Origin of the sequence: Arthrobacter gandavensis (assembly GCF_015355785.1) — a bacterium.
Classification (GTDB): Bacteria; Actinomycetota; Actinomycetes; order Actinomycetales; family Micrococcaceae; genus Arthrobacter_B; species Arthrobacter_B gandavensis_A.
This window is the reverse complement of the sequence record NZ_JADKYW010000003.1, coordinates 516,531-540,975: the sequence shown is the minus strand read 5'-3', so window position 1 is coordinate 540,975 and position 24,445 is coordinate 516,531. Positions and strand designations below refer to the sequence as shown.

Below are 24,445 nucleotides of genomic sequence, written 5' to 3'. Positions count from 1 at the left end.
AGAATGATGGACGGAATGAGTCAATGAAAGCTACCTGCAGTGAATCGCTGCAGCCGGATGGAACCGTCCGCTGTTCGTATCGCCACCCCGGCCGGCCCCTCCCGGGCGCCGGGGCATGAGCGCCCTCAAACCGGCCACCGCACCCAAACAGGAAACACCGAAAACCCTGCCCGAGCGCGTCACGGACCGCGGCAGCATCCGCGCGCTGTGGTACCTCGTTCCGGCGCTGGTGGTTTTCGCGCTGTTCCTCTTCTACCCGCTGGGCCGCTCCGTTTTTCTTTCCTTCCAGGGCAGCGACCTGTTCGGCCGTCCCTCCGGATTTGTGGGTTTCGACCAGTACACCCGCATGTTCACGGATACCGGTTTCTGGACGGTGATGGGCGTAACCCTGGGATTCACGGTGCTGACCGTGATTCCCTCGATCGGCATCGCACTGGCATTGGCGCTGCTGCTGCACCAGAAGATCAAGGGCATCCGGTTCTTCCGCACTGCCTTTGCCCTTCCGTTTGCGTACTCCGTGGCCACGGCGTCGGTCATCTTTGGCGTGATGTTCAACCAGGCCACGGGTGTGCTCAACGGTATGCTCGGCTTCTTCGGGCTTGACCGGGTCGGCTGGCTTACGGACCCGGCCTGGGCCCTTGTCTCGGTATCCCTGGCCACGGTGTGGATGCAGCTTGGCTACAACCTGCTGGTGCTCTCCGCCGGACTCGGCGCAGTCTCCGAAGACGTAGTAGAAGCAGCCCGGCTGGACGGCGCCCACGGCTGGCGGATGCAGCGGTCAATCATCATGCCGCTGCTCACCCCGCAGATGTTCTTCCTGCTGGTCACCGGAACCATTCACGCCCTGCAGAGCTTCGGCCAGATCCACATCCTGACCAAGGGCGGACCGCAGGACAGCACCACCACGCTCGTGTACTCCATTTACGAGCAGGCATTCGCCAACAACAACTCAAACTTCGGCTACGCCTCCGCGCAGGCCGTGGTGCTCCTGATCATCGTGGTAGTGGTTTCCGCCATCCAATTCGGTGTCCTGGAACGGAAGGTCTTCTACCGATGAGCCGTACAGCAGCCCCCGCGCCCGCGAAACCCGCGGCGGCGCCGAGCCGTCCCAGGGACCTGAAGAAGCGCCAGCGCCGTCCCCTGACAGCCGGACGGGTGCTGACCTACGCGGCGCTGAGCGTAGGCGCCGTGATCGTCCTGTTCCCGGTTTATTTCGGGTTCGTCGGATCCTTCATGGGCCCGGCGGACATCAATGCGTACCCGGCGTCGCTGTGGCCGTTCAACGGATTCCGCGTGGAGAACTTTGCCGGCGCGCTGAACTCGATTCCGCTTGGCCGGCAGTACGTGAACTCGGTGGTGATGGCCGGCCTGATCACGCTGGGCCAGCTGGTGACCTCCCTGCTGGCGGCCTACGCGCTGGTCTTCCTGAAGGTGCGGGGCAGGGCCTTCTGGTTCGCGCTGTTCCTGTGCAGCATGATGGTGCCGGCCGAGGCCATCATCATCCCGAACTACTTGACCATGTCCTCCGCCGGACTGATCAACACCATTCCGGCGCTGACACTGCCCTTCCTGGCACACGGATTCGGCATCTTCCTGCTCCGGCAGGCGTTCCTGTCCTTCCCCACGGAACTCTGGGAAGCAGCCAAGATCGACGGCGCCGGGCACTTCCGGTTCCTGGTCTCGGTCCTGGTGCCGCTGTCCAAGCCCACCCTGGCAGCACTGGGCATCTGGGCCTTCCTCTCGGCCTGGAACATGTACTTCTGGCCGCTGCTGGTCACCCAGACCCCGCAGATGCAGACCATCCAGATTGGCATCACCCAGCTGCGCTCCGCGGACAACTTCAACGCCGGGCTGGTGCTGGCCGGAACGGTCCTGGCCATCATCCCCACCCTGCTGCTGGTCATCTTCGGCCAGCGGTTCATTGTCCGCGGCCTGACCGCGGGTTCCATCAAATAAACGCACCCCGGCCAAACACCACGGCTATCCGGAGACTTGTCTCCGGCCAATCCTGAAGGGATATCCATTGCGAACTACAACCAGAGGACGCCGGCTGCCAATGATGGCTGCCGGTGCCGCGGGGCTTGCCCTGGTACTGTCCGCCTGCGGCGGAGGCAGCAGCACGGGCGGGGCAGGCGAAGCGCCAGCCGCGGATGCACTTGAGTCAGCCGACGGCGTCACCACCGTCAATTTCTGGCACTCGATGGACGGCACCAACGGCGAGACCCTGGGCAAGCTCATTGACGAATTCAACGCTGCCAATGAGGGCAAAATTGAGGTCAAGGGCGTTTACCAGGGCGATTACGACTCCACTATCACCAAGTACAAGGCGGCGGTCCAGTCCAACAGCACGCCCAGCATGGTGCAGATCTATGACATTGGTACCCAGTTCATGATCGACTCGGGCGCCGTTGTGCCCACCCAGTCCTTCATCGACCGGGACGAATATGACGTCTCGGACCTGCAGCCCAACATCGCCGGCTACTACACGATCGACGAGGACCTCTGGTCCATGCCGTTCAACACCTCCATGCCGGTGCTGTACTACAACAAGACCCTGTTCGAAGCGGCCGGGCTGGACCCGGAGACCGCACCCGAAACGCTGGACGAGGTGGGCGAAGCAGCCGCCGCGCTGTCCAAGACGAACGGCGGACCGGCGGAGTTCGGGTTCAACGCCGCCATCTACGGCTGGCTCCTGGAGCAGGAAATCGCAGCCAACGGAGCTCTCTACTGCAGCCCGGACAACGGCCGCTCCGGCGAACGCGCTGCGGACTACAGCTTCAACAATGACACCGCCGTCGAGTTCGTGGACTGGTGGAAGGGCCTGGTAGCTGACGGGGTTGCCGGCAACACCGGCCGTGCCACCGCGGACGCGCAGAACGCTTTCAAGAGCGGCACCATTGGCATCACCCTTGAATCAACGGGTGCCCTCGGCGGCATGCAGAAGGCAGCCGAGGAGCAGGGCTTCGAACTGGGAGTCGGCTTCTACCCGAAGATCGAGCAGAACGATTCCGGCCCCATCATCGGCGGTGCCTCGCTCTGGATCTCCGGTGAAGGCCACTCCGACGCCGAGAAGGAAGCTACCTGGCAGTTCATGCAGTTCCTTGCCGAGCCGGCCACACAGGCCACCTGGCACACCGGCACCGGCTACTTCCCGATCTCCAAGGCCGCACTGGATGAGCCCGAGGACATCGCCTGGCGCGAGCAGTACCCGCAGTTCGACGTCGCCGTGCAGCAGCTTGAGGCAACTGAACTGACCGCTGCCACCCAGGGCTGCGCCGCCGGTTCCATGCCGCAGGCCCGGAAGGCCGCTGAGGACGCGCTGGAAGGCGCACTGCTCGGCGGAGACAGCAAGACGGAGCTGACCAAGTCCGTTGACGCGCTCAAGACCGAAATCGAGAACTACAACAACTCAGTTCAGTAACTCAGTTCACTAGCCCGGTCAATACCCGCTAACCCGGTCCCGCCTCCTGTCAGGAAGCGGGACCGGGTTAGTGCGTATTCCGGAGGCGAAGGCATTGGGGATCTACTATGACGGCGCTCCCCGGCTATGCGTTGAGCGACGAGGACGTTTACGCGTTCGACGCACGCTTCCCGCGGAAGGAGAAGCTGAAGCTCCCCGGCCAGCTCTGGTAGTGCCGGCCGGTGCCCTTTGGCCCGGCCCCCTTTAGCGAAGCTGCCGGCAGGCCTACCCTTCGGGATATGACACAGGATCCAGTCCAGTCCAATCCGGAGAACTACGCAGTGGTCTTTGAGAACGACAGGGTGCGGGTGCTCGAATACAGCGACGGCCCTGGAAAAAAGACCGTCGTCCATCGCCACCCGGACAGCGTGATGATCACCGCCAGCTCATTCCGGCGCCGGCTAACCTCCGGCGGCCAGGAGCGGGAGGTTGAGCTGCCTGCCGGCATGGTCCAATGGCTTCCGGCCCAGGAACACGTCGGTGAGAACATCGGCGACACGGACACTCATGTGTTCTTCGTCGAGCTCAAGGACCAGTAACGGGCGCCGTAAGGCTCGGCAGCTATGCCGTGCTGCCGGCCGCAGCATTGACGCTGTCCGTCGCCGAACTCACTGGCGCCAGGGTTCGGCGCAGGAACCGTGCAGCGGCGATCTGGTCCTCAACGCCGCCGCCCTCATGCCCGTTGTACGGCCACACCAACAGGTCCTTGGTGCCCGCGTAGGTGTTGTAGGCGGCGTACACCGTGAAGGGGGGAGTGACCACATCCATCAGTGCAACCGAAAACAGGGCCGGCGGCTGCGCCCGGCGGGAGAAGTTGACGACGTCGAAGTACGCCAGGGTGTCCATCACCTGCGCTGCCTGAGTCCGATGGACGGCCAGGTAATCGCGCACTTCCCGGTACGGATACGCGTCGGTCACGTGCACGGCGCGCGGGAGGTCCGCGAGGAAAGGCACGTTCGCACAGACGGCCGCCAGCCCCGGAGCCAGCGCAGCGGCAGCCAGAGCCGACGCACCGCCCTGGCTGCTTCCTACCGCGGCGCAGCGCGCCGGATCCACAGCGTCCAGGGACTGCAGTGCGGCCACTGCGCGGACGGCGTCGGTGAACAGCCGCCGGTAATAGTAGGTGTGCGGATCCAGGACGCCGCGGGTCATGACTCCCGGGACCTGCGGGCCGGCACTGCCGGAGGCGTCCGGCGTCGCGCCCTTGCTCCAACCGGCACCCTGGCCGCGCGTGTCCATCTGCAGGTGCGCGAACCCGGCCGAGGACCAGAACAGGTTCTCGGATGCGTCCCCGCGGCCGCCGCCGTAACCCACGAACTGCACGACGCCGGGCAAGGGTCCACCTGAACCGGCCGGCAGGCGCAGCCAGGCCCGGATGGGTTCCCCGCCGTAACCATTGAAGGTCACGTCCCAGACGTCCACGGTGGACAGCACCGTTTCTGCGCGTTCCAGCCGAACATCCAGCGGATGGGCCTGGGCTTCGGCCAGGGTCTGCGCCCAGAATGCGTCGAAGTCCTCCGGGTCCTGCTGGCTGCCACGGTAGGCAGTGAGCTGGTCAGCGGGCAGATCCGAATACACGTTTGTTCCTCCTACGAAGCCGTTGTTTTCCCCACCCGGCCAGCAGCAGCTGCCCTTACACGGGCAGCGCCTGTACTTCCACGGCACAGTGCAGTTTCCGGGTGTGGTCCACCGAGCGTACCGGGCCGGTGAGCGTGAGCGCGGCAACCAGCCGTATGTCGGAGCTGGAGGCGCCGAACCGCAGTTCCAGGGCGCCGGGTTCCACGCGCCGCTGCCCGTCCGTGCCGGTAAACGACGTGAGGTCCGCCGGCACGGTGAACCGGACCCGGGCGGATTCCCCGGCCCGCAGCGGCACCCGGGCGAAGCCGATCAGCCGCTGGACGGGCCGCACAACGGACGCCACCGGATCGTGAAGATAGAGCTGGACCACCTCCACGCCGTCGCGGCTGCCCGTGTTTGCCACGGTCAGGGAGGCAGCAGCTTTCCCCGCCGTGCTGGTCTCCGCGTTGTCCACGGACGGCGAGTCCCAGGCAAACTGCGTGTAGCTGAGCCCGTGGCCAAATCCGAAGGCCGGCGTGGGATCGATGCTGGAAACATCCGTGGGCCCGGCCAGCGGCGCCGCCAGATACGTGGCTGGCTGGCTGCCCGGTGTGGCCGGGACGCTGACCGGCAGCCTTCCGGATGGGTTGACCGCACCGCTGAGCACACGGGCGATCGCCGGTCCGCCTTCTTCACCGGGGAAGAAGGCCTGCACGACGGCGGCGGCCCGGGACACCGCCGTACCCAGCGCATACGGCCGGCCGGTCAGCAGCACAGTCACTACCGGGGTTCCGGAATCCAGCAGTGCGTCCAGCAGCTGCTGCTGCACACCGGGCAGCACCAGGGATTCGACGTCGCATCCCTCGCCGCTGGTGCCGCGGCCAAAGAGTCCGGCGCGGTCACCGAGCGCTGCAATGACGACGTCGGCGTTCTGTGCCGCTGCCACGGCGGCAGCGATTCCGGACGCGTCGGGATCGTCGATTCCGCAGCCCGGGACGTAGTCGATGCTGCTCTGCGGGAACTGGTCCCGCAGCGCGGCCGCCACCGTGGGCAGCCCAATCCCCGCGGCAATCTCCGGGAACTGCGAGCCGACGTGGGCCGGGAAGGAATAGCAGCCCAGGAAAGCCATCGGGTTCTCCGCGTTGGGGCCGACGACGGCGATGCGCCGCGGAGCCTGCAGGGGCAGCATCCCGTTGTTGCTGAGCAGGACGATCGACTCCTCCGCCAGCTCACGGGCCAGCCTGCGGTTCTCCGGCGGATCCAGATCCACCGTGGACTGGACGGCTTCGAGGTTCGAGGCGCCGGCGGCCAGGGCTTCCGGAACCGGGCTCCAGTCCTCGTCCAGCAGGCCAAGACCGATCTTCTGCAGCAGGACCCGACGCGCGGCGGCGTCCACCAGGGCCGGATCAACCCGGCCGGCGGCAAGCTCCGCCAGCAGGTGTTCCCCGTAGGCGTCGACCGTTGGCAGCTCCACGTCCACCCCGGCGCGCAGCGCTGCGCCGGCCGCTTCACCGCGGCTCCCGGCTACGCCGTGCAGGTCCTGCAGGAACCCGATGCCGAAGTAGTCGGCCACCACGGTGCCTTCGAATCCCCAGGTATCGCGCAGCAGCCCGGTCAGCAGTGAGCGGTCTGCTGCGGAGGGCACGCCGTCGGTATCCGTGTAGGCATGCATCACCGAGCGCACCCCGGATTCCCGCACCGCCATCTCGAACGGCGGCAGGACGACGTCGGCGAATTCCCGCGGACCCATGGAGACCGGCGCGAGGTTGCGGCCGGCCCGGGACGCAGCGTAGCCCGCGAAGTGCTTCAGGGTGGCCACCACTCCGGCCTGCTCCAGGCCCTGGATGTACGCGGTGGCCACGGTGCCCACCAGGTAAGGGTCCTCGCCGATGGTCTCTTCCACCCGGCCCCAGCGGGCGTCGCGGACAACATCCAGTACCGGAGCCAGTCCCTGATGGATGCCGACCCGGCGCATATCCTCGCCGATCGCTCCGGCCATGCGCTGGACGAGCTCCGGGTCGAACGTGGCACCCCAGGCCAGCGGCACCGGATACGCCGTCGCGCCCCAGGCCGCGAAGCCGGCCAGGCACTCTTCATGGGCCATCGCGGGAATGCCGAACCGATTGGAGGCGGCGATCCGCTCCTGGGTGCGCATCAGCGAGAGGGCGCCGGCACCGGCGTCGACCGGTTTGGTGCCGAACGGGCGGGTGAGCTGGCCCAGCCCGGCGGGGAGCAGCGACTCAAGGTCCGGGGGCTCGTTCATCTCATGCTGGTGCGGCGCTACCTCGGCGCCGTCGGCTGAGGCGCCGACCCACACGCCGATCAGCTGCGCGGTCTTTTCCTCCAGGGTCATCCGGGACAGCAGGGCGTCCGCGCGTTGGGCGGGGGGAAGGGAGGCATCCCGCCAGGGGACGCGCTTGGTGGTGGTGTTTAACATGGGTCACTTTCCGCCAGCGCCCATAAGGCCCTGGACTAGTGCGCGGCGCGCAAAGAGGTACACCAGCAGCACGGGAATCATTGAAAGCAGCACCGCAGCGAGGATGCCGGGAACGTTGATGCCGTACTGGGTCTGGAAATTGAAGAGGCCAAGCGTGATGACCCGCGTGGACTCCGACTGGGTCAGGATCAGCGGCAGCAGGAAGCCGTTCCACCCCTGCAGGGCAGCGAAGACGGCGATCGTGGAGATCCCGGGCCTGGACAGCGGCAGCACCAGCCGCACGAACGTCCGCCAGGTTCCGGCACCGTCCACGGCCATCGCCTCGTACAGCTCAGGGGTGATGTCCCGCATGGTTCCGGAGAGGATCAGCGTGCAGATCGGCAGGGCGAACGCCGCGGTGGGCAGGATGATGCCCAGCAGGGTGTCATAGAGCCCCGCCGTGTTGATCAGGTAGAACATCGGAACAATCACTGCCTGCACCGGAATGGCCAGGCCCAGCAGGAAGAACCGAAAGATCAGCGTGGTGGTGCGGGACTGGTTGCGCACAATGGCGTAGGCCAGCGGCGGCACCACCAGCAGCACGATTCCCACCACTCCGCCGGTGACGATCAGCGTGTTCAGGAAGTACAGCCCGAACCCGCTTTGGAACACGCCCGCGTAGTTCTCCAGCGTGAAGCTGGTTGGAAAGGACAGCGGTCCGCCGGCGCTGAACCCGCTGCGGGTCTGGACGCTGGCCGCGATCATCACGTAGAGCGGCAGGGCCACGATCAGGAGCCAGACGACGGCGGCGGCTCCGGCAATGTAATTGGGTCGCGTACGCATCTAGACCCCTTCCAGCGTGCTGCGCATCTTGTCGTAGCCGGAGACCTTGACCATGATCAGCGAGATGGTGGTGGCCACGACCACGAGCACCAGGGCAACGGCGGCTCCGATGCCGAAGTCGAAGCGGCGGAAGGCCTGCTCGAACATGTAGAAGGCCGTAATGGTGGTGTCCGTTCCCGGCCCGCCGTTGGTGAGGATCAGCACGGTCTCGAAGGTGGTCAGGCCGCCCACCACCATCAGGATCACTGACGTGATGATGGAGTTTCGAAGCTGGGGGAGCGTGATGCTGAAGAAAGTCCGTACCCGCCCGGCGCCGTCGATCTCCGCGGCCTGGTAGAGCACCTGCGGAATGGCCCGGGCCGCACCTTGGTAGATCAGCGTATGGAACGGCGTGAACTGCCACATGCTCACAAAGATGATGACGCCGATGGCAGTCGCCTGGTGGCCGAACAGATTCCCGTCCCCGAACAGCCAGCGGAACTGGGACGGCACACCGAAGTTGGGATCCAGCAGCGCCCGCCACAGCACCGAAATGGCGGCCGAGGAGAGCAGCAGCGGCACGAAGTAGATCGCGCTGAGGACAGCGCGGTTGCGCTGCGGCCCGGCAGCCCACACGCCCAGCAGCATGCTCACCGGGGTCTGGGTGGCAACACCGAGGACGATGAAGAGCAGGGACAGCCAGAGACTCTTGAGCATCACCGGGTCTCCGGCGAGTTCCTGCCAGTTCTCCGTGCCCACGAACTTCGGATCACCGATGCCGCGCCAGCTCATGAAGGAAAGCACGACGACGGCGATCAGCGGGATCACGGCGAAGAGCAGGAAGAACACGGTGGCCGGGAGGGTCCAGGCCAGCCCGGGGCGGGGTGTGCGGGCCGAGCGGCCGGAGGCTGCCGGACGGACCCGTGCGGATCCGTCCGGCAGTGCCGGCGGTTTGGGCGGTAGCAGCGCAGTCATGAGGAGGTATTCCTAGAGGCCCTGCATGGCGGCAATGAAACCGTCTTCGTCGATCCGTCCGCTGAAGAAGTCGGACATGGCGCCGTGGATGGCAGGGGTCGCGGAGGGCGGGTAGGCCTGGTCCCAGGAGAGCTGGAAGGCCGGTGCCTTCTCCACCAGCCCGTACTGGAAGCGGGCGTAATCCGGATCTGCGGACGCATCCAGGAACTGCTCCGTACTGGTGGTGGTGGGCAGGTTGCCGATCGCCACCTGCTCCTGGACGAAGTCATCCGAGTACATCAGCTTCAGGAAATCGCGGACTGTGTCCGGGTACCGGGTGTTCGCCAGGAGGGAGTAGAAGTTGTTAGTGTTGCCCACCAGATTGGCGGGGTCGCCCTTGCCGCCGTCGATCGTGGGGAACTCGCTGTAGCCCAGGGACCCTGCCTCCACGAACTCCGGAGCAGCGTCCTGGTGTGTTGAGTAGGCCCAGGAGCCCATCAGCTCAAAGCCGGCCTGGCCGCTGGAGAGCAGCGATGCGGAGCCGCCGTCGGTAAACTTCACGGACTGAAAGTTGGTGCCGAAGGCGCCGGCGTCCACCAGCTCACGCAGCATGCCCAGGGCCTCCCTGCTTTCCTCGGATTCCCAGACCTCGGTGTCCCCGGAGAGGGCGCTTTCGAAGAGCTCCGGTCCGGCGACGCGGTCATACACGTACTCAACCCACATCAGGGTGGGCCATTCGTCCGCCCCGCCCAGTGCAATGGGAGTGACCCCGGCCGCTTTGAGCTTCTCCACCGCGTCCAGCAGCTCGTCCCACGTTTCCGGAGCGCCGTCGACGCCGGCGCCGGCCAGGACCTCTTCGTTGCTGAAGAGCATCACCGGCTGCGTGCCGCGCATGGGAATGCCGTACGCCTGTCCGTCCACCACGGCGGTATCGAAGACCGAGGGGAGGAAGGCCTCCCTGAGCTGCGGGTCCTCCTCGATGAAGTCGTCCAGCGGCATCAGCAGGCCGGCGTCCACGTAATCAGTAATGGATCCGCCGCCCCAGTTGAAGAAAACATCCGGGGCGGAGTCTGTGTCGATGACCGTCTGCAGCTTCTGCTGGTAGTCGGCCCCGGGGATGGTGTCCAGGACCACTTTGACGTCCGAGGTTTCGTTGAACTTGTCCACCATGGCCCGTTAGACGTCGTTGGCGGCGTCCCCGTAGACCAGGACATGGATTTCGTTTTCCGGGCGGTTGTTCGCGGCCGAGTCGCCGCCGCTTGAACAGGCGGCCATGGACATGCCGAGTGCCAGCGCGCCCGCGGCTGCGGTAGCTGGTTTCAGCCAGCTGCGGTTGTTCCTCATTGAACTGCTCCTCACTGGAAGGTCTTCCGGGAAGCTGAGTTCCGAAAGTTTCGAAACACTTGCCGAAAGTTCTGGAATGCGGCTAGCTTAGGATGCAAGGATGTGATGCGCAACACTTCTTTGAGTGACATAGCGCCGGAGACTTTCGCACGGAGGAGAATCGAATGGCAGAAACGCCTGCGGCCGGGCGCGTCACCCTGGCTGAACTTGCGGCCGAGGCGGAGGTCTCGCTGTCGACAATTTCGAAAGTCCTGAACGGGCGCTCCGATGTCTCGCGCAAAACCAGGACGAAAGTTGAGGCCCTCCTGGACGGGCACGGCTACCAGCGCAGGGCGAGCCGCAGCGCCAAATCCGGGCTGCTGGAGCTGGTGTTCCATGAGCTGGAGAGCGCGTGGGCACTTGAAATCATCCGCGGCGTGGAGAACGTGGCGCGCGAACACGGCCTGAGCGTGGTGCTCACGGAGAGCGGCACCCGGCATTCACCCGGCCCCGAATGGGTGGAGGGTGTGATCGCCCGGCGCCCTGCCGGCGTCGTACTGGTCTTTGCCGACCTGGCGCAGGAGTCCCGCCGCCTGCTTGAGTCCCGCGGCATCCCGTTCGTGATTATCGACCCGGCGGGGGACCCGGCGCCGGATGTTCCCTCGGTGGGGTCGGCGAACTGGGCCGGCGGAATGATGGCGACGCGCCACCTCATTGACCTGGGCCATCGGCGGATCGCCGCCATCACCGGCCCGGAGGACCTGATGTGTTCACTCGCCCGGATTGACGGTTACCGCTCAGCGCTCAATACAGCTGGACTGGACTTCGATCCGGAGCTGGTGCGGTACGGGAACTTCCACGTTGACGGCGGACGCGGCCATGCGCTGGACCTGCTCTCGCAGCCCGGCCGGCCTACGGCCATCTTCGCCGGCAGCGACCTGCAGGCGCTCGGCGTGCTGGACGCCGCCCGGCAGCTTGGGATTGCGGTGCCCGAGCAGCTCTCCGTGGTGGGTTATGACGATCTTCAGGTGGCCCGCTGGTCTTCGCCCGCGCTGACCACCGTGCACCAGCCGCTGATTGAGATGGCGGAAGAAGCGGCGCGCATGGTGCTGATGCTGCGGGACGGGGAGCAGCCCAAAAACACGCGCTTGGACCTGTCGACGTCGCTGGTGATTCGGCAAAGCACTGCTGTTCCGCCGGAAGGAAACAAGTAGCCTCCGGCCAGGGGTGTTGGGGGCGAATTTGCGTGCCGGACCGGGATGGGGCCTAAACCGGGAATAAGTCTGCGCCACGGCCGAGTCGGATTCGCAGTGGCTCCCGGCGCCGCGGTCCGATGCGTCGGTTTTCCGGGCGCTGTCTTTGGGGGCGGGGTCCTGGGTTGGGCTCCTTAGGATGGCTCCAACCCATACCTGCATCCTGTGTCGCATTGCCGTTGTTTTGGCGGGGGTTTGCACGTCCTGTGTCGCATTACCGTTGTTTTCTGCTGCCTGTGGCAGCGTCATTGCGACAGAAGATGTGCAAATAGGAGCTAAACAGCGTTACTGCAGCACAGGATGCATAGAGTGTGCGCGGTACTGCGGTACAGCCCGGACCAGAGAGCGGCTGCCCCTCCCGACTCCGGTCCGCTCGTCGCAGTCGCGCCGCATCCGCCCCGCATCCGGCCGTCCGGGTCCGCCCCGCCTAGGCCTGGTCAGGCGTGCCGATCCCGTCAGGGCGGGGAGCGGCACCAAGCCGGCGCCCGCCGCGGCGGTAGGCCGGCGTCGTCGCCAGCACTAGGTTGATCAGCACGGCGCAGCCGATGATCACCCCGGCCATGGACAATGCTGAGCCGCCGAACACGCCAACCAGCGGGCTGATAAGCCCGGCAAGGCCCACCTGCAGGCAGCCCAGCAGCGCCGCGGCTGTTCCGGCCATGTGCCCGTAGCCGTCCAGTGCCAGGGAGGTGGCGTTGGAGAAGATGAAGCCGAGCATGCCCAGCGTAACCCAGAGTCCGGCAACCAGGCCGACCACACCGCCGAAGCCGGTGGCGATGATGATCGGCAGGATCACGGCCAGCAGGAGCAGCACCGGCGCGGCGACGCGCAGGATTCCTGCGGACGGGAACCGGTTCAGCAGGGACGCATTCACCTGTGAGGAGGTCACCATGGCGACGCCGTTGATGGCGAAAACCAGCGCGAACGTCGCGGGGGAAAGGCCGTACTCCTCCTGCATCACGAACGGTGAACCGACCACGTAGCTCATGATGATGCCCATGGACAGGCCGGGAATGACGGCGAATGCCAGGAAACGGCGGTCGCGCAGCAGGATCCGGTAGCCGCCGGGCCTGCCGGAGTTCGGGGTTCCCTTCTTCGCCTTGGCCAGGCGCCGTTCGGGCGGAAGCGTTTCGGGCATCCAGCGCCAGACAATGACCACCAGGATGATCCCGATCAGCGCCAGCGCGTAGAACACAGCCCGCCAGGCCCAGATCCCGGCAACGGCCTGCCCCAGGGTGGGTGCCAGCAGCGGCGCGAGGCCGATCATCAGCATCAGCCGGGACAGCAGGCGGGCGGCATCGGATCCGGTGAACCGGTCGCGGATTACCGCAATGGCCACCACGGAGGCAGCAGCGTTGAAGAAGCCCTGCATAATGCGCAGGCCGATCAGCAGGCCGATGTTCGGGGCAATCGCACACAGCAGCGACGTCACCACGTGCATTGAGATGCCGATCAGCAGCGGCAGCCTCCGGCCGAAGCGGTCGGACAGCGGGCCGATCACCAGCTGGCCCACGGCGGTTCCGAGCAGGGTGCCGGAGAGCGTGAACTGGGCCGCCGTCGTCGTCGTTGCCAGGTCCGAGGCGACTTCAGGCAATGCCGGAAGGTACATGTCGGTGGTCACGGCGGGCAGCGCGGCGAGGGCACCGAGCATCAGGATGTACTTCAGGCTGCGGGAGCGGGAGGAGGTGCGTGCGGGGGAGGTTTTGGACACCGGGTAAGCGCTCCTAAGCAGGATGATGAAGACGGTGGGCCTCGGCCAGTATAGTCCCGCCGAAATAACAGAAACTGCCCGTTACAGCGCTGATACGTGCAGTTTCTGTCATCTCGGCGGGGAGGGGACGGAAGCGTTGACCGGGGCAGGACGGGGTTTCACACTGGAGGAACAGTCCGCCCCCGTTGAGTCCCCCCGTTGGCTGCCACCCGAGCTGAGGCGATACGCATGGAAAAACGGATCCTCGATTACACCGACTGGCAGGACACGGCAGACACCCTGCACCTGTTCCTCCAGATGGCAGGCAAGGTCAAGGTTGAACGCAGCAGCAAGCGGCCGGGCTGGGCCCATGTGCGGCTGCCGCTGACCATCAACGGGATCGGCACAGGGATCATTCCGGCCGGCGGATTCAGCTTTGAGATCTACTTCAACCTGCGCCGGCACCACGTGGACGTGCAGAACACCGACGGCGTCACGTCACGTATTCCGCTCGGTGACGGACTGAGCGTGGCCGAGTTCCACTCGCAGCTGATGGCTGCACTGGACTACATCGGGGCGCCGACGACGATCAACACCACTCCGCAGGAGTTCTACGACGAGACGCCGTTCGATGAGGACACCAAGCACCGCTCCTGGGACCGGCAAGCGGTGGAGGCCTATCTGGAGAACCTGCACTTCGCCTACCGCTGCCTGTCCCGGTTCCTCTCGCCCTTCCGCGGCAAGGTGGACATGCCGGAGTTCTGGTTTGGCACCATGGACCTCTCCGGCTCGGTGTTCGCCGGGCAGGCCGCACCGTACAGCGGGACCGACGTGATCGGAGTGAACTGCTTTGACGAGAAGTTCGTGGAGTACGGGTTCTGGCCCGGGGACGTGAAGATGTCCCAGCCGGGGTTCTTCGGCATGCCGTATCCGTTCTTTTCCGGCATCGGAAGCTACGCGTCCATGCTGAAGCCGGACCGTGCGGAGTTCCAGCCGCAGATGAGCGAGTTCATCCTCACCCTGGAGGACGCCTTCTCCTATCCGGATCCGGAACAGGCGGTGCTGGACATGTGCCGCTCGAGCTTCGAGATTGTGCAGCGAATGGACCGCTGGGCGGACCTGGAGTGGATCACTGAACCGCTGACTTATCCGGCCCCGGCTCAGCGGTAGGCGGGGCTTTCCCGATTAGGGCCATCCGGGGGCATGCTGACATAATGTTGGTAAACCCCCTTCGGAAGGCGGCCCTGCTCCATGACTCCACGCAAGCTGTTCACCACCCTGGCCTTCGCCGAGGCCGTCACATGGACCCTCCTGATCGCGGCCCTGGTGGCCAAATATGCCTTCGGCAACGAGGCGTTCACCCCCGCTGCCGGCGGACTGCACGGCTTCGTGTTCCTCTCCTATGCCGCGGTGACCGTGTTCGTGTGGGTTAACCAGAAGTGGTCAGCGGCTACCGGTGTGCTGGGCGTTGCGCTCGCCGTCGTTCCCTGGGCCACCATTCCGTTCGAGAAGTCGCTGGATAAGCGCGGACTGCTCGACGGCGGCTGGCGCCTTGGCCCGGGCGGCGAGGAGCCGAAGAACTTCGTGGACAAGGTCCAGGCCCTGGTGCTGCGCCGCCCCGTGGCGGCCGCCCTGGTTGCCGTCGCCGGAGTCGCCGTCGTCTTTTCCATCCTGCTGTATCTGGGCCCGCCCATCCCGAAGGGCTAAGAGCTGTTATAGAAAACGCGCCGGCGGATCCCCATCGGGAACCGCCGGCGCGTTTTTGTGCCTGCAGCCTAGGCCGCCGCGAAATCCTTCGCATTGGCCAGCACCGGAAGGCGCTCGCGGACCTGGGCTACCAGCTCCGGATCCAGGTCGAGGACAGCCAGCCCGGGTGCCTCCCCGAGGGAGGCCAGCTCCTCGCCCAGCGGCGAGACGACGGCGCTGTGCCCGACGCCGGTGGGTGCGGTTCCTTCCTGGGGCCGGCCGAGCGAGGCCGGGTCGCCCTGTCCGCAGGCAAGGACGTAGGTGGTGCTGTCCAGTGCGCGTGCCCGGACGAGCAGGTCCCACTGCTCCGTCTTTCCCGGGCCGGCCCCCCAGGAGGCGCACACAATGTTTACGTCCGCACCGGCACGCGCGTTCGCGGTGAAGAGGGCAGGGAAGCGGACGTCGTAGCAGGTTGCCAGCCCGAACGTCATACCGCCCACGGTGAAGGTCACCGGTGCGTCCCCGCCGTCCACGGCGTCGGACTCGGCGAAGCCGAAGGCGTCGAAGAGGTGGATCTTGTCGTAGGAAGTCTCGGCCTCCGGGCCCGTGACCAGCAGGGTGTTGCGGACCCGGCCGTCGCTGCCGGGAGTGAACATGCCGGCCACAATGGTGATGCTGAGATCTGCGGCGATCTGCCGGACCGTGGAAGCCCAGGGCCCGTCCAGCGGCTCCGCGACAGAGCCGAGCGGATTCCCGAACGCGCACATGGCAGCTTCGGGGAAGACAACCAGCTCGGCACCGGCCGCCTTCGCCCGGCCGGCGTAGTCGCTAACCAGGTCAAGGTTGGAGGACGGATCTGAACTGCTGATAACTTGGGCAAGCGCGATGCGCATGGGATTCCCCTTTCCTTGTTGTATACATAATGTATGCCTAAAATCACGGGGACAGCCGCATCCAGCCGCGAGAAAGCCTTTTCCTACCTCCGGGAGAACATCCTGGTGGACCCTGCGCGCCAGGGTACGTTCCTCAATGAGCAGGAGCTGGCGGCTGAGATCGGAGTCTCACGGACGCCCGTGCGTGAAGCGCTGCTCCTGCTGGTGGCGGACGGCCTGGTGGAGCTGATCCCGCAGCGCGGAGCCTACGTTCCCGCGGTCACCGGCAGGCAGATCTCCGAGCTGATGGAGCTGCGCGGCGTGCTGGAGCGCCACGCTGCAGTCCACACCATTGGTGCGGGCACCGTTCCGGAAGAGGCGATGCGCGCTACCCTCGAGCAGCAGGCCGGACTCCCGGACCTGCTGGACGCGGCCAGTGCCCGCGAGTTCATCCGCCTCGACGCGGCCTTCCACCAGCTGCTCGTGGATGCGGTGGGCAACGAGCTGATATCCAGCACCTACGCCAAGCTGCAGGTCCGGCAGATCCTCGTTGGCGTTGAAGCGCTCTTCCGGACCTCCGGCCGCAGGCGGCAGGTGTGCGGCGAGCACCAGGGGATCCTCGACGCGCTGGCTGCAGGGAGTGCCGACGCGGCGCAGGAGGCCATCAGCCGCCACCTTGACGTGACGCTGGGCCTCCTGCTCCGCGGCTAGACCTTTTCGCTCTCCAGCATGGTCCGGTATTCCTCGTCCTCGGTGTTGTGCGGGTCGCGTCCGAGTGCGAGGCCGATCAGGGTCAGGATGCCTGCCACGCCAACGTAGGCGGCAACAGGGACCCAGCTGCCGAACTCGCTGAGCAGGAGCGTGAACATCAGCGGGGCAATGGCGCCGCCAATGACACCGGCAAACGTGTAGGCCAGTGAGCTGCCCGTGGAGCGGAGCCGCGGGGAGAACTGCTCGACGACGAACGCGGCCTGCGGTCCGTACATGAATGAGTGGCAGGTCAGGCCGAGGACGATGCCGATAACCAGGATTGCCTGGTTGTTGCTGCCCAGGATGCCGAAGAAGATAAAGGTCCACGCAGCGCCGAGGATCGCCGCTGCCGCGTAGACCACCCGGCGGTTGATGCGGTCCGAAACGGCTCCCGCCAGCGGAATGGTGATGAGCTGGAAAGCGGATCCGACCAGGACGGCAGTGAGGACCTGGTTGCGCTCGTAACCGAGGAACTGGATGCCGTACGTCAGGGTGAAGACGGTGAAGAGTGCATAGAGTACATCGGGTCCCACGCGGCTCAGGATGGCTGCAACGAGGGGCCGCAGCTGGGTGGTGAAGACTTCCTTGACCGGCGCCTGCGGACGGTCACCGTGGGCTTCGATTGCCTTGAAGACGGGGGTGTCTTCCAGCTTGAGGCGGATCCAGAGTCCGAAGCCCACCAGGACGGCGGAGAACAGGAAGGCAATGCGCCAGCCGTAGCTGATGAAGGCGTCCTCGGTCATGGCAACCGTGAGGATGGCCAGGGCGCCGTTTGCCATCAGGTTGCCGGCCGGCGGACCAACCTGCGCAGCGGAAGCCCAGAAGCCGCGCTTCTTCGGATCCCCGTATTCGCTTGAGAGCAGGACGGCGCCACCCCATTCCCCGCCCACGCCCACGCCCTGGGCAAACCGGAGCAGGACGAGGATGAGCGGTGCAGCGATACCGATGGTGCCGTAGCCGGGGAGGATGCCGATCAGCACTGTGGCCACGCCGATGATCATCAGCGTGGCAACCAGCACCTTCTTCCGTCCGATCCGGTCTCCGAGGCGGCCGAAGATGATTCCGCCGACCGGGCGGGACACGTAGCCCACGGCGTAGGTGGAGAAGGCGAGGATGGTGCCCGTCAGCGGGTCCGAGGAGGGGAAGAAGATGATGGGAAAGACAACAGCGGCTGCAGCTGAATAGACCGCGAAGTCGTACCACTCCAGGGCGGTCCCCGTGAGGCTGGCGGCGAAGGCCTTGTAGAGGCCTGCTGGTCTGTCCGGCGAGGACGTTTGCGGCGGCCGGCTGGCGCCGGGGGCGGGGGTGGTTGTCACGGTTGTTGGACCTCCGGGGTATGGACGGGAGTGATGCAAGCCACTTGTGTGAACGATGTATACATTACGCATACTTGATGTAGATTGGCGAGGGTTTCCATTTCCGGTTTGTAAAATCTCACTTTCGAAGGGCCCAAACATGACAACGCTGACATTCGAGCTTCCGGACGGCGCCGACGTTGCCGTAGACGTCCAGCACCTGCTCAACGCCGGTTACGCAGGCCGTGAACAGGATGAAGTCCAGGCGCACATCCAGGAACTGGCGGAACTGGGCGTCCCCGGCCCGTCCGCAACTCCGGCGCTCTATCCGGTGTCCCCGTACCTCGCCCAGCAGGTGGATGAGGTCAGCGTTCAGCATGGCAAAACGTCCGGCGAGGCGGAATGGGCGCTGGTCATCAGCGATGCCGGGACGCTGCTCACTGTGGCATGTGACCACACGGACCGTGAACTGGAAGTCCACGGCGTTGCCTGGAGCAAGAATGCCAGCCCCGACGTCCTGGGCCGCCGGGCCTGGCGGCTGGACGACGTCCGGGACCACCTGGATGAGATCACGCTGAAGGCCTGGGTTGGGGCAGGGGAAACGCCGGACACCCTGATCCAGGACAGCTCGCTGGCAGCCCTGCTGACGCCTGACTATTGGCTGGACATCCTCGCTGGGCGCGGGTTGGACAAGCCCGGGACTGTCCTGATTTCCGGGACCGTGGCCATGCTGCACGGAGTGGACCAGTTTGCCCGCAGCTGGAAAGTAGAAATGTCTGATCCGGTTACCGGTGAAACCCTCTCGCTGGGCTACGGTGTGCGCCGGATGGCCGAGCCCATCGGCTGATTGCCGCAGCCAGGGCGCGGCCGGCAGCTGCGGCTGCCCGGCCGTGCCCCGGTGATCCCGGCCGTGGACACGGATGTCATGTACCCGCGTCATGTGACGTCCCCGCGCACACCCGGGCTGGCAGGATGGGCGCATGGCCAAACCGTTTACCCTGGTGCAGCTGCGCTACTTCTCCGCGGTGGCGGCGGCAGAGAGCATGACTGCGGCGTCGAAGGAACTCAACGTCACCCAGTCGGCGCTCTCCGCTGCGATCTCGCAGCTGGAGAGAGACCTGGACGTCCAGCTGTTCATCCGTGGACAGCAGCGGGGAATGCGGCTGACTGCGCCCGGCAGGCAGTTCGCCAAGGACCTGGCGCCCTTCCTTGAAGAAGCCGATGCACTCTACGAAGCCGCGCGGGGTTATTCGGATGCTCTCACGGGCGAACTGCGCGTAGGGGTCTTTGCGCCGCTGGCGGCTTTCCGGGCCCCGGTGATCCTGCAGGCTTTCGAAACAGCCCATCCGGGAGTGCAGCTCTCATTCCTGGAAGGAGACCAGGAATACCTCCGCCGTTCGCTGCTGGAAGGCGAGTGCGAACTCGCGCTGATGTATGGCCTGGGGCTGGATGAAGGTTTCACCACCAAGGTTGTCGAGCGGATTTCCGCACACGTGATCGTCGCGGAAGACCATCCCCTGGCGGCCAGCCCGGACGGTGAGGTGTCCCTGGCCCAGTTTGAAGATGAACCGCTGATCCTGCTGGACCTTCCGCACACCCGGGAGTACTTCATGAGTCTTTTCGCGGCGGCCGGAGTGCGCCCGAAGATCCGCCACCGCGCCTCCGGCTACGAGACCGTGCGCTCATTCGTGGGCCGTGGACACGGCTACTCGGTGCTGAACCAGCGGCTGCACCATGACCAGACCTATGCCGGCGGGCGGGTGGTTCCGCTTCGCCTGACCGACGACCTTCCCGGAATCGAAGTGATGCTGGTCCGTCCGGCGGGGGTTCGCCCCACCCGCCGCGCCCTGGCGTTCGAAGCCGTCTGCGGCAGGCTGTACGGCGCGGGCAACTGACCCTCGCATCGAAAAAATCGATTAGTAACTTCAGAAACATCAACTGGACATCTGTGACGCAGGTCACCAGAGTTGACCCATCATCATCTCTGCCCGACGGTGGCAGGCCGCTGGATCCCCGCAACGCCGCGGAGATCCCGGCCCAAGCCGGTACTGAATCCCCCAGGAGCGCAGTTGAACAGATCAGACCCACGTTTCCGCGGCATTACACAACCCGCGGAGCACGGCCCGGCCGCGGGAAACGCCGCCGACATACGCTTCAGCCAGGCGTTACTTTCCGGAAACCGCGGGCAACGCCGCCAAAACCCGGTTTGCGTACGGTGGCTCCCATGACTACGAACGAAGTGACTCCGAAGGACACCAGTGTCCAGTCCGCTCCGGCGGAAGGTACCAAGCCCCGCCTCACCGGGATGCAGAAGCGTGTCCTGGCCGGCGGCAGCGTTGGCCAGTTCATTGAGTTCTACGACTTCGCCCTTTACGGCCTCTCCGCCGTGGTGCTCTCCCAACTTTTCTTCCCCAGCGAAAGCGCCTTCATCGGCCTGCTCTCCACCTTCGCGACCTTCGGCGTCGCCTTCCTCATCCGGCCGCTGGGCGGACTCTTCTTCGGTGCGCTGGGGGACCGGATCGGCCGGCGCCGCGTCCTGTACATCACGCTGGTTTCCATCGGTGCAGCCACCGCCGGCATCGGCCTGCTGCCAACCTACGCCACCATCGGCGCGCTGGCCCCGGCCCTGCTGGTGCTGTGCCGGCTGGTGCAGGGCTTCTCGGCCGGCGGCGAATCGGTAGGCGCGCCGTCGTTCGTCTTTGAACACGCACCGGCGAACCGCCGCGGCTTCTGGCTCAACATCACCCTGGCGGCCACCGCACTGCCTTCAGTGGTGGCCGGAACCCTGATCCTGGTCCTCAGCCAGTCCATGAGCGAAGCCGACTTCCAGAGCTGGGGCTGGCGCATCCCGTTCCTGCTGGCGCTGCCGCTGTCCCTCTTTGGCCTGTGGATCCGCGCCAAGACCGAGGAAAGCGAAGTCTTCAAGGCAGTCCTGGCCAAGAACCAGACCAAGGAATACAGCCCCATCCGCGAGACCTTCCGCACCAACAAGGTGCGCATGCTGCAGGTCATCTTCGTTATGGGCCTGACCGCCATGGGCTTCTACTTCCTCTCCGGCTACTTCGTCTCCTACGTCCAGACCACCGGAAACCTCAGCCGGGACCAGTCACTGCTGGCCAACGCCGCCGCCATGGCGTTCTACGCAATCCTGCTGCCGCTGGGCGGAATTCTCGGCGACCGGGTGGGCCGCAAGCCCATGCTGATCGCCGGCTCGGCCGCACTGGCCGTCTTCGCCGTTCCCTGTTTCATGCTGGTGACCAGCGGCGTGCTGGGACTGGCCATTCTGGGCCAGCTGCTCTTCGTTATTCCGCTCTGCATCTACGGCGGCGGCTGCTACACCTTCTTCGTGGAAATCTTCACCACCAAGACCCGCTTCACCTCCGCGGCCATCAGCTACAACGTTGCCTACGCCATCTTCGGCGGCACCGCGCCGTTCGTGGGCACCGCACTGGTGGCAGCCACGGACGTGGCGTACTCGCCGGGCTTCTACATGAGTGCCGCAGCCGTGATCGTGCTGCTCCTGCTCACCCTTACCAAAGTGCCGGAAACCCGCGGCCGCATGGGCTAGCACCGCCCCGTACACCGCACGGACCGCGCCCGCCTGATTCAAAGGACCAGAACCATGACTTCACCCCAGGCCTTCCTGAAGGACTTCCATGACGTCGCCGCCATTGGCGCCACCGCTGCCAACGGCGTCGACCGGCAAGCAGCCACCGCTGAAGACAAGCAGACCAGGGACTGGTTTGCCGCCTATGCCGAGACCCGCGGCTGGGAGGTGCGGGTGGACGGCATCGGCAACATGTTCGCGCTGATCGAGCTGGTTCCAGGCGCACCGTACGTCCTGGTCGGCTCCCATCTGGACAGCCAGCCGCTGGGCGGGAGGTTCGATGGCGCGTACGGGGTGATCGCGGGCCTGCACGCGGCGTCCCGGATCACCGAACGCCTGCGGGCCTCCGGGGGCACGCCGGTCTTCAACCTGGCGGTCGTGAACTGGTTCAACGAGGAAGGCGGGCGGTTCGCACCGTCCATCATGGGCAGCTCCGTATTTGCCGGACTCATGGAAGAGGAAGCCATGCTGGAGGTCCGCGACCTTGCCGGGATTTCCGTCCGGGAGGCACTCTCCGGCATCGGGTACCTCGGCACGGATCTGCGGCCCCAAGTGGCCAGCTACGCGGAGATCCACATTGAACAGGGCCGCATCCTGGAGCGAGAGCAGCTCCCGCTGGGCGCCGTCGACTATTCCTGGTACACCCAGAAACTGGATATCGAGGTGCTTGGCGAACAGTCGCATACCGGAGCCACTGCCATGGCGGACCGGCACGATGCCCTGGTGGCTGCCTCCAAGGTGGTGCTGCTGGTCCACGACGTGACGAAGCAGTTCGCGGATGAGGCACTGGTGTCCTCGGTGGGGCGGATGACCCTGGAACCGAACTCGCCGATCGTCGTCGCCCGCCGCGTCCACCTGGTGGCGGACCTGCGCTCGGCCTCGCCGGAGATCGTTGCCGAAGCCCGTGCGTCCCTGCTCGCGGACATCGACGCCATCGCCCGGGAACACGACATCACCATCAATGTGAACGACTTCGATATCCGCGGCATCCAGTACTACCCCGAGGACGGGCTGGAGCTGGCCGAGAAGGTTGCCGCCGGGCTGGGCCTCGGCATCCGCCGGATCCAGACCATGGCAGGCCACGACTCCGTGGCGCTGAACCGCATCGCCCCCACGGTGATGATGTTCATTCCCTCCGTTGACGGGGTTTCCCACTGCGAACGCGAGTTCACCACGGACGAGGACATGGCTACCGGCCTGGATGCCCTCACCGAACTCGGCTGGAAGCTGATCCACGGTGCCCTGACTGACCAGGCCACGGGTCCGGCAGCATGAGCACGCCGGTGACCGGCGAAGGCCTCGCCGCACGTCCCGCAGCGGACCCGCCGCTGCATTACCTGGACGCCGTCTCCGCGCTGGAGCTGTTCCGCTCCGGCACCCTCTCGCCCGTTGAACTGCTGACGGCGGTCGCGGAGCGGACGGACACGGCGAACCCGACCGTGAATGCCTTGACTGAAACGCTGTTCGACGACGCCATGGTGCAGGCACGGGAAGCCGAAGCGGCGTACCTGAACGGCGACACAGGGGAGCTTCCGCTCCTGGGACTGCCCGTGGCGACCAAGGAGAAGCACGCCCTGGCCGGGCGCAGCCTCTCCCAGGGGCTGCTTGCCCACACCGGCACGCTGGCCCCGGCCGACCATCCCGTGGTGGCGCGCATCCGTGCCGCCGGCGGAATCGTGCACGCCCGCACTACGTCTCCGGAGTTCAGCTGCGCCACTGTGACGCACAGTCCCATGTGGGGCGTCACTCGCAACCCCTGGAACCTGGACCGCTCACCCGGGGGGTCCTCCGGTGGAGCGGGAGCGGCACTGGCCGCGGGCCTGGCGCCGCTGGCAACGGCGTCGGATATAGCGGGATCCACCCGCCTGCCGGCAGCGTTCACCGGAACCGTCGGCTACAAGGCGCCCTACGGCAGGATCCCCGGACAGGCTCCGCTCTCCGCCGACTGGTACCGCGGGGACGGGCCCATGGCGCGCACGGTTGCGGACACCGCCCTGCTGGCCAACGTGATGTCCGGACGCCACCCGGGGGACCACGCCTCCGTCGGCGGTCCAGGCGTGCTGCCGCTGCGCTATCCCGACGCCGGCGAAGCAGCCGGGCTGCGCGTGGCGCTGTGTCTTCGGCTGGGGGACTATCCGCTGGACGCGGCGGTCGAAGCCAACACCCAAGCCGTTGCCGCCATGCTGCAGGCGGCCGGTGCCGTGGTGGAAGAAGTTGACCTGCCGTGGACCACCGCGGGCATTCGGGAAACCATCTTCACCCACTTTGGCCACATCCTGGGACCAGCCATGGAGGAGGCCACCGCCGGGAATGCTGACTCACTGGCTGCCTATACCCGCCGGTTCATGGCGGACGCCCGTTCCGCAGCGCAGCGAAGGACGCTGGTGGAGGGACTGGCGGAGGAGGCCAGGATCCAGGCGGAGCTGGCAACGGCAATGGCCGGCTTCGACGTGCTGCTCTGCCCCACCTCGGGAGCCGGATCCCTCGCCGCGGACGGGGACTATCTGGACGGCATTTCGGTGGCCGGGTGGACGCTGCAGCACTACTGGGAAGGCCACCTGACGGCGCCGTTCAACATCACCAACCGCTGCCCGGTTCTGGCCGTGCCCTCCGGTTTTGGAGCCGACGGCGTTCCCACCGGTGTGCAGGTAGTGGGCCACCCGTTCGCGGAGGAATCCGTCTTCCGCGTCGGTGCTGCCATTGAGGCGCTTCGTCCCTGGGCTGGAACGTACCCGGAGCTGTAACGGCCGTCTGGTTCCG

General features: G+C 66.0%; 22 protein-coding genes. 13 read left to right on the top strand and 9 right to left on the bottom strand.

Features of this window, described 5'->3' with window-relative positions; genetic code table 11:
• Window positions 1-115 precede the first annotated feature (115 nt).
• The 4 genes from ITX31_RS03780 to ITX31_RS03765 all read left to right on the top strand — a co-directional run bounded on the left by ITX31_RS03780 (window position 116) and on the right by ITX31_RS03765 (window position 3,999).
• Entirely contained in the window at window positions 116-1,057 is a 942-nt protein-coding gene (locus tag ITX31_RS03780) for a carbohydrate ABC transporter permease (RefSeq protein WP_194782115.1), read from the top strand.
• Entirely contained in the window at window positions 1,054-1,956 is a 903-nt protein-coding gene (locus ITX31_RS03775; protein ID WP_194782114.1) for a carbohydrate ABC transporter permease, read from the top strand. Before ITX31_RS03780 ends, ITX31_RS03775 begins: the two co-directional genes overlap by 4 nt.
• A 67-nt stretch (window positions 1,957-2,023) precedes the next feature.
• Window positions 2,024-3,421, top strand: coding sequence for an ABC transporter substrate-binding protein (locus ITX31_RS03770; RefSeq protein ID WP_228528936.1), 1,398 nt, complete (start codon window positions 2,024-2,026; stop codon window positions 3,419-3,421).
• A 278-nt stretch (window positions 3,422-3,699) separates the two neighbouring features.
• Window positions 3,700-3,999: a cupin domain-containing protein gene (locus ITX31_RS03765; protein ID WP_194782113.1), complete on the top strand. Its 300-nt coding sequence runs from the start codon at window positions 3,700-3,702 to the stop codon at window positions 3,997-3,999.
• A gap of 22 nt (window positions 4,000-4,021) precedes the next feature.
• Here ITX31_RS03765 and ITX31_RS03760 read toward each other — a convergent pair whose 3' ends face one another.
• Genes ITX31_RS03760 through ITX31_RS15760 form a run of 6 tightly spaced genes read right to left on the bottom strand, consistent with a single transcriptional unit; the run spans window position 4,022 to window position 10,553 of the window.
• On the bottom strand, window positions 4,022-5,038 hold the full coding sequence (locus ITX31_RS03760; RefSeq protein ID WP_194782112.1) for an acetylxylan esterase: 1,017 nt from the start codon (window positions 5,036-5,038) through the stop codon (window positions 4,022-4,024).
• Between the two features lie 55 nt (window positions 5,039-5,093).
• Entirely contained in the window at window positions 5,094-7,454 is a 2,361-nt protein-coding gene (locus ITX31_RS03755) for a beta-glucosidase family protein (protein ID WP_194782111.1), read from the bottom strand.
• Window positions 7,455-7,457: 3 nt separating this feature from the next.
• Window positions 7,458-8,276: a carbohydrate ABC transporter permease gene (locus ITX31_RS03750; protein ID WP_194782110.1), complete on the bottom strand. Its 819-nt coding sequence runs from the start codon at window positions 8,274-8,276 to the stop codon at window positions 7,458-7,460.
• Complete coding sequence (locus ITX31_RS03745; protein ID WP_194782109.1) at window positions 8,277-9,230, bottom strand: carbohydrate ABC transporter permease; 954 nt, start codon at window positions 9,228-9,230, stop codon at window positions 8,277-8,279.
• A 12-nt stretch (window positions 9,231-9,242) separates the two neighbouring features.
• Complete coding sequence (locus tag ITX31_RS03740; protein WP_323745574.1) at window positions 9,243-10,376, bottom strand: ABC transporter substrate-binding protein; 1,134 nt, start codon at window positions 10,374-10,376, stop codon at window positions 9,243-9,245.
• A 9-nt stretch (window positions 10,377-10,385) separates the two neighbouring features.
• Window positions 10,386-10,553: a hypothetical protein gene (locus ITX31_RS15760; RefSeq protein WP_228528934.1), complete on the bottom strand. Its 168-nt coding sequence runs from the start codon at window positions 10,551-10,553 to the stop codon at window positions 10,386-10,388.
• A 164-nt stretch (window positions 10,554-10,717) separates the two neighbouring features.
• Here ITX31_RS15760 and ITX31_RS03735 point away from each other — a divergent pair, with 164 nt between their 5' ends.
• Window positions 10,718-11,746 (top strand): LacI family DNA-binding transcriptional regulator, encoded by a 1,029-nt coding sequence (locus ITX31_RS03735; RefSeq protein WP_194782108.1) that lies wholly within the window; start codon window positions 10,718-10,720, stop codon window positions 11,744-11,746.
• Between the two features lie 466 nt (window positions 11,747-12,212).
• Here ITX31_RS03735 and ITX31_RS03730 read toward each other — a convergent pair whose 3' ends face one another.
• The gene (locus ITX31_RS03730; RefSeq protein ID WP_323745573.1) at window positions 12,213-13,496 is read right to left on the bottom strand and encodes a multidrug effflux MFS transporter; all 1,284 of its coding nucleotides are present in this window, start codon (window positions 13,494-13,496) and stop codon (window positions 12,213-12,215) included.
• A gap of 228 nt (window positions 13,497-13,724) precedes the next feature.
• Here ITX31_RS03730 and ITX31_RS03725 point away from each other — a divergent pair, with 228 nt between their 5' ends.
• The gene (locus ITX31_RS03725) at window positions 13,725-14,645 is read left to right on the top strand and encodes a DUF5996 family protein (RefSeq protein WP_194782107.1); all 921 of its coding nucleotides are present in this window, start codon (window positions 13,725-13,727) and stop codon (window positions 14,643-14,645) included.
• A gap of 81 nt (window positions 14,646-14,726) precedes the next feature.
• On the top strand, window positions 14,727-15,182 hold the full coding sequence (locus ITX31_RS03720) for a DUF3817 domain-containing protein (protein WP_194782106.1): 456 nt from the start codon (window positions 14,727-14,729) through the stop codon (window positions 15,180-15,182).
• Window positions 15,183-15,250: 68 nt separating this feature from the next.
• Here ITX31_RS03720 and ITX31_RS03715 read toward each other — a convergent pair whose 3' ends face one another.
• Window positions 15,251-16,054 carry a carbon-nitrogen hydrolase family protein gene (locus tag ITX31_RS03715; RefSeq protein WP_194782105.1) on the bottom strand — a complete coding sequence of 268 codons (804 nt, stop codon included), beginning with the start codon at window positions 16,052-16,054 and terminating at the stop codon, window positions 15,251-15,253.
• Between the two features lie 33 nt (window positions 16,055-16,087).
• Here ITX31_RS03715 and ITX31_RS03710 point away from each other — a divergent pair, with 33 nt between their 5' ends.
• Window positions 16,088-16,744 (top strand): GntR family transcriptional regulator, encoded by a 657-nt coding sequence (locus ITX31_RS03710; RefSeq protein ID WP_194782104.1) that lies wholly within the window; start codon window positions 16,088-16,090, stop codon window positions 16,742-16,744.
• Here the strand turns inward: ITX31_RS03710 and ITX31_RS03705 are convergent.
• Window positions 16,741-18,099 (bottom strand): MFS transporter, encoded by a 1,359-nt coding sequence (locus ITX31_RS03705; protein ID WP_323745572.1) that lies wholly within the window; start codon window positions 18,097-18,099, stop codon window positions 16,741-16,743. The genes ITX31_RS03710 and ITX31_RS03705 overlap by 4 nt on opposite strands.
• 139 nt (window positions 18,100-18,238) lie before the next feature.
• Here ITX31_RS03705 and ITX31_RS03700 point away from each other — a divergent pair, with 139 nt between their 5' ends.
• The 5 genes from ITX31_RS03700 (at window position 18,239) to ITX31_RS03680 (ending at window position 24,429) form a co-directional block, all read left to right on the top strand.
• On the top strand, window positions 18,239-18,925 hold the full coding sequence (locus ITX31_RS03700) for a DUF2848 domain-containing protein (RefSeq protein ID WP_194782102.1): 687 nt from the start codon (window positions 18,239-18,241) through the stop codon (window positions 18,923-18,925).
• A 133-nt stretch (window positions 18,926-19,058) separates the two neighbouring features.
• Window positions 19,059-19,973, top strand: coding sequence for a LysR family transcriptional regulator (locus ITX31_RS03695; RefSeq protein WP_194782101.1), 915 nt, complete (start codon window positions 19,059-19,061; stop codon window positions 19,971-19,973).
• 329 nt (window positions 19,974-20,302) lie between these two features.
• Entirely contained in the window at window positions 20,303-21,646 is a 1,344-nt protein-coding gene (locus ITX31_RS03690; protein WP_194782100.1) for an MFS transporter, read from the top strand.
• A 54-nt stretch (window positions 21,647-21,700) separates the two neighbouring features.
• Window positions 21,701-22,960 (top strand): M20 family metallo-hydrolase, encoded by a 1,260-nt coding sequence (locus ITX31_RS03685; RefSeq protein WP_194782099.1) that lies wholly within the window; start codon window positions 21,701-21,703, stop codon window positions 22,958-22,960.
• Entirely contained in the window at window positions 22,957-24,429 is a 1,473-nt protein-coding gene (locus ITX31_RS03680) for an amidase (protein ID WP_194782098.1), read from the top strand. Before ITX31_RS03685 ends, ITX31_RS03680 begins: the two co-directional genes overlap by 4 nt.
• Window positions 24,430-24,445 lie beyond the last annotated feature (16 nt).

What these genes read in the sequence shown, in the direction of transcription:
- ITX31_RS03780 (WP_194782115.1), top strand. Translation starts at nt 116, where the DNA reads ATGAGCGCCCTCAAACCGGCCACCGCACCCAAACAGGAAACACCGAAA.
- ITX31_RS03775 (WP_194782114.1), top strand. Translation starts at nt 1,054, where the DNA reads ATGAGCCGTACAGCAGCCCCCGCGCCCGCGAAACCCGCGGCGGCGCCG.
- ITX31_RS03765 (WP_194782113.1), top strand. Translation starts at nt 3,700, where the DNA reads ATGACACAGGATCCAGTCCAGTCCAATCCGGAGAACTACGCAGTGGTC.
- ITX31_RS03755 (WP_194782111.1), bottom strand. Translation starts at nt 7,454, where the DNA reads ATGTTAAACACCACCACCAAGCGCGTCCCCTGGCGGGATGCCTCCCTT.
- ITX31_RS03750 (WP_194782110.1), bottom strand. Translation starts at nt 8,276, where the DNA reads ATGCGTACGCGACCCAATTACATTGCCGGAGCCGCCGCCGTCGTCTGG.
- ITX31_RS03745 (WP_194782109.1), bottom strand. Translation starts at nt 9,230, where the DNA reads ATGACTGCGCTGCTACCGCCCAAACCGCCGGCACTGCCGGACGGATCC.
- ITX31_RS15760 (WP_228528934.1), bottom strand. Translation starts at nt 10,553, where the DNA reads ATGAGGAACAACCGCAGCTGGCTGAAACCAGCTACCGCAGCCGCGGGC.
- ITX31_RS03735 (WP_194782108.1), top strand. Translation starts at nt 10,718, where the DNA reads ATGGCAGAAACGCCTGCGGCCGGGCGCGTCACCCTGGCTGAACTTGCG.
- ITX31_RS03725 (WP_194782107.1), top strand. Translation starts at nt 13,725, where the DNA reads ATGGAAAAACGGATCCTCGATTACACCGACTGGCAGGACACGGCAGAC.
- ITX31_RS03720 (WP_194782106.1), top strand. Translation starts at nt 14,727, where the DNA reads ATGACTCCACGCAAGCTGTTCACCACCCTGGCCTTCGCCGAGGCCGTC.
- ITX31_RS03715 (WP_194782105.1), bottom strand. Translation starts at nt 16,054, where the DNA reads ATGCGCATCGCGCTTGCCCAAGTTATCAGCAGTTCAGATCCGTCCTCC.
- ITX31_RS03710 (WP_194782104.1), top strand. Translation starts at nt 16,088, where the DNA reads ATGCCTAAAATCACGGGGACAGCCGCATCCAGCCGCGAGAAAGCCTTT.
- ITX31_RS03700 (WP_194782102.1), top strand. Translation starts at nt 18,239, where the DNA reads ATGACAACGCTGACATTCGAGCTTCCGGACGGCGCCGACGTTGCCGTA.
- ITX31_RS03695 (WP_194782101.1), top strand. Translation starts at nt 19,059, where the DNA reads ATGGCCAAACCGTTTACCCTGGTGCAGCTGCGCTACTTCTCCGCGGTG.
- ITX31_RS03690 (WP_194782100.1), top strand. Translation starts at nt 20,303, where the DNA reads ATGACTACGAACGAAGTGACTCCGAAGGACACCAGTGTCCAGTCCGCT.
- ITX31_RS03685 (WP_194782099.1), top strand. Translation starts at nt 21,701, where the DNA reads ATGACTTCACCCCAGGCCTTCCTGAAGGACTTCCATGACGTCGCCGCC.
- ITX31_RS03680 (WP_194782098.1), top strand. Translation starts at nt 22,957, where the DNA reads ATGAGCACGCCGGTGACCGGCGAAGGCCTCGCCGCACGTCCCGCAGCG.